This window comes from Luteitalea sp., assembly GCF_044337415.1.
Taxonomy (GTDB): Bacteria; Acidobacteriota; Vicinamibacteria; order Vicinamibacterales; family Vicinamibacteraceae; genus Luteitalea.
The window spans coordinates 1-2,766 of record NZ_JBIINP010000380.1; the positions used below are offsets into that span (position 1 = coordinate 1).

General features: G+C 67.0%; 3 protein-coding genes. 2 read left to right on the forward strand and 1 reads right to left on the reverse strand.

All coding sequences use genetic code 11. The annotated features are described in order from the left end of the window. Positions 1–1,035: DUF2779 domain-containing protein (locus ACIRDX_RS22595; protein ID WP_396627669.1), on the forward strand; the 1,035-nt coding region annotated here is incomplete at its 5' end. Positions 1,036–1,096: 61 nt separating this feature from the next. Continuing rightward, complete coding sequence (locus ACIRDX_RS22600) at positions 1,097–1,507, forward strand: tetratricopeptide repeat protein (protein ID WP_396627670.1); 411 nt, start codon at positions 1,097–1,099, stop codon at positions 1,505–1,507. Positions 1,508–1,604: 97 nt separating this feature from the next. On the opposite strand, the gene ACIRDX_RS22605 is transcribed toward ACIRDX_RS22600, so the two are convergent. Further along, positions 1,605–2,318: a hypothetical protein gene (locus tag ACIRDX_RS22605; RefSeq protein ID WP_396627671.1), complete on the reverse strand. Its 714-nt coding sequence runs from the start codon at positions 2,316–2,318 to the stop codon at positions 1,605–1,607. Positions 2,319–2,766 lie beyond the last annotated feature (448 nt).

Below are 2,766 nucleotides of genomic sequence, written 5' to 3' on the forward strand. Positions count from 1 at the left end.
CCCATCGATCCCCAGGTGTTCTTCGGGCGGCGGTCGCTCACGATCCGTGCGGCGCGGGCGTTGCCGCGCGTGGTGACGCGGCTGGAGCACCTGAAGGACATGGTGGCGTTGCCGCGCATGCCGGAGGTGGCCAAGGGGACGCATTGCGGGTGTTGTGCGTTCACGGCGCAGTGTGTGGATCCGCTGCCGGCCGACTGGACGGGGCATTTCCCGCACGAGCCGGGGCCGTCGGTGGACGAGTGGATTGCGCGGGGCTTCGAGCGGATGGGCGACGTGCCCGAGAGCGAGCCGATCGGGCCGAAGCGGGCGCGGGCGCGGCTGGCGGCGCGGCAGGGGCACCTGGCGGTGGATCCGGCGTTGCCGGAGGCGTTGAAGGCGTTCGGGCCGCCGGCGTTCTATCTCGACTTCGAGTGCCTGGTGTCGCTCATCCCGGTGTTCGAGGGGGCGCGTCCGGCGCAGCACATTCCCTTCCAGTGGTCGTTGCATCACGTGGACGGCGAGGGGCGGCTGACGCACATCGACGAGATCGTGCCGCCCGGGGAGGATCCGCGGCGGCGGTTTGCCGAGAGCCTGATCGAGGCGGTGGGGTCGTACTGGGAGCCGATCGTGGTGTACAGCGACTACGAGTCGTGGCGGCTGCAGCAGCTCTCGGACGTGTTCCCGGACCTGGCGCCGGCGCTGCAGCGGATTCGTGGTCGGCTGGTGGACCTGCTGGAGCTGGTGCGCGACCACGTGTACGACCTGAACTTCCTGGGCAACTACTCGCTCAAGGCGATCGGTCCGGTGCTGGCGCCCGGGCTGACGTACAAGGGGCTGAGCATCAAGGACGGCCTCACCGCGACGCGGGCGTATGCGAGCCTGATCGACGCGCAGGTGAGCGAGGACGACGTGGCGAGTGCGTTGCACGACCTGCGCCGGTACAGCGAGCGCAACACGCTGGCGCTCGTGGACGTACACCGCACGCTGATGAACCTGGCCAACGGGGTGACGACGACGCCGGAGGGCGAGGTGGCCTGGCCGACTGTGCAGGGGTGAGCGATTGCGGCCAGGGCGCATTCGTAGCCGTGGTATCGTCCCCGCTGGAGGCGCGATCGTCATGCACGTCCCCCATTGGATCCGATTGCCCGTCGGCGCGGCCGTGGTCGCGCTGGCGGTGACTGGGTGCTCGGGGAGCGCGCAGAGCCGCCTGAAGCGCGGGAACGCGTACCTGGACAAGGGCGACGTGGCGGCCGCCGTGCTGGAGTATCGCAACGCGGTCGAGAAGGACCCGATGTTCGCGCCGGCCCGCCTCAAGCTTGCCGAAGCCTACCTGCGCCAAGGGAATGGCGCCGGCGCACTCGCCGAGTCGGTGCGCGCGGCCGACCTCCTGCCGAAGGACGCGGACGCCCAGTTGAAGGCGGGGTCGCTGCTGTTCCTCGCCGGCAGGGCCGACGACGCCAGGGGCCGCGCGGACAAGGCACTCGCGATCAGGGCTGTCCCGCGAGCAGCGTCGAGGGACAGCGGGTAGCTCGCAGCTGGCAGCCCAGCACGGCAATGGGCGTCGTACAACGAGAAGGGCCGGATTGCTCCGGCCCTTCTTGCTTTCGCCGCGACCGTGGAGGACGCTACCCGCGGAACTTCCGGCGCAGCGCGCCAAGACCAACCAGCGCACTGCCCAGAAGCTTCAGCGTCGCCCCGCCGTCGGGAACGGACGCGCCAGCTTCCACCTTGACAGGGGCGTATTGGTTCCACCCCGTGGGGAAGTAGTCGGGATACCAATGTGGTTGACCACCGTAGTTGATGCCTCCAACCGCCCAGATGGTATCCCCGGCGCTCACGCCCATGGTGCTGATCGGCATCATTACCTCCCAGACGCGGTGACCCGTCACGAACGAATCCATCGCCTGTAGGCTACCGGGGATTGAGCCTAGTGGAGCGCTGCCGTTGATTCGCCAAGCCGACACAAGCCCGTTCATCGTCCCAGAATTGCCGTCGTTGCCCCAATTCGCTTGGCCTGTGGCCTGCTGGAACTCGACCCCCGTCCCGCCATAGCCACCATTCACCTTCCAAACACCAAAGCCCAAGAGGTTACCGTGCGAAGCAGCCCCCATCGCCGACGTCCAGCCGGTGATGTCGAACGCCCCATAGATGAAATCCGTGTCGGCTTTGAAATAAGCCGTGCCGCCACCGTTGCCGATGATGTAGGTTGCGGCGCCGTCCCATTCCTGGCCAGCACCATTTCCACCGAACACTCCATCGATGTTTACCGGCCCCGCCATCGCCGGAACGGCGGTCAACAAGAGGAATGCTGCACAGACGCTTGCCAAGACTCTCTTCATAATTCCTTGCATCCTCAAGGTTTCGATCACCGCTGACCTGACACGCAAGCGCCGCGCCAAGGAGGATCTTCGGGAACCCCTCCCAGCCGGTTCGACGTCAAAGCCATTGGATACAGACAGTTGGCGCGTGTTTCAGAATACTTCCGGCCGTCCAATCGCGTCAAGGCCGATCTGTAAACTTGGCCGACGCCTCAGTGCTATCGAGTCGCCGGTCGCCGGCGGCGTGACACCCGCGCGAGCAGCGCCCGAGAACGGGCCTTGTACTGACAGGCGACACCGAGCAGCACCGCGCACAGACGGCTGATGGTGCCTCGCAGGTAGGACCGTGGCGACCGACGCCAGCACGCGATCGGCGCGCGCAGACGGGTGACGTGCTTCGTATCGGGTAGGTGAGGACCGTTACCAGTCCTCACCTCCCGCACCACCGGACGTGCCGTTCGGCATCCGG

What these genes read in the sequence shown, in the direction of transcription:
- ACIRDX_RS22600 (WP_396627670.1), top strand. Translation starts at nt 1,097, where the DNA reads ATGCACGTCCCCCATTGGATCCGATTGCCCGTCGGCGCGGCCGTGGTC.
- ACIRDX_RS22605 (WP_396627671.1), bottom strand. Translation starts at nt 2,318, where the DNA reads ATGAAGAGAGTCTTGGCAAGCGTCTGTGCAGCATTCCTCTTGTTGACC.